This is a genomic window from Lamprobacter sp., assembly GCF_034860625.1.
Lineage (GTDB): Bacteria > Pseudomonadota > Gammaproteobacteria > Chromatiales > Chromatiaceae > Lamprobacter.
In genome coordinates, this window is sequence record NZ_JAYESN010000681.1 from 1 (window position 1) to 789 (window position 789).

General features: G+C 59.3%; 1 protein-coding gene. It reads left to right on the top strand.

Annotated features, from left to right (window positions below; genetic code table 11):
* Window positions 1-195: 195 nt before the first annotated feature.
* The coding region (locus VBE63_RS30735) for a recombinase family protein (protein WP_323686737.1) at window positions 196-789 on the top strand (594 nt) is incomplete at its 3' end.

Below are 789 nucleotides of genomic sequence, written 5' to 3' on the forward strand. Positions count from 1 at the left end.
TTCGGGCCTGATCAGGATACGGGGCATAGGCAGTGCGGTCGATCGAGGCCATCGGGCGCGAACGTTCCTGTCGTAAGGGGTACGGAAAACCCCAAGCGAAAAAGGTCGATCGCGGGCTCGATTTTTCAGGGGCTTACAAGCGGCGTCAGAGGGTACTAAAACCAGTACATTCTCGGACAAACGAGCCATCGAAAGATGTCCTCCAAGAATCGCACCGCGCTCTACCTTCGGATCTCGACAGTGGATCAGAAGCCGGATCTGCAGTTCGATGGATTACACGCTTATGCCGAGCGTGCGGATCTGGAAATCGTGCGGGAGTACTTCGATAGCGCGGTCTCAGGGCGCCGCCAGGGACGCCCACAGCTCGACGCGCTGATGAAAGATGCACGCCATCGCGCCTTCCAGTGCGTGTTGGTGTGGAAATTCGATCGCTTCGCTCGTTCGACCAAGCACCTCCTGACGGCACTGGAGGAGTTCAACTACCTCGGTATTCGTTTCGTGAGCGTTCAGGATCAGATCGATACCACCTCACCGATGGGCAAGGCCATGTTCACGCTGATCGGTGCCATGGCGGAGCTGGAGTCGTCGCTAATCAGCGAGCGTGTTTCGGCTGGGATGAAGGCGGCAAGGGCACGAGGGAGGTTGCTCGGTCGACCGCGAACCCCGATAGCGGTCGTGGCCGAGGTCGAGGCATTGGCGAGAACAACGGATCTGAGCGTGCGCGAGATCCAGCGGCGTCTTGGTGCCAAGACTGGGCGCGGTGTTGTGGGGGACATCGTCAAGCGTGTA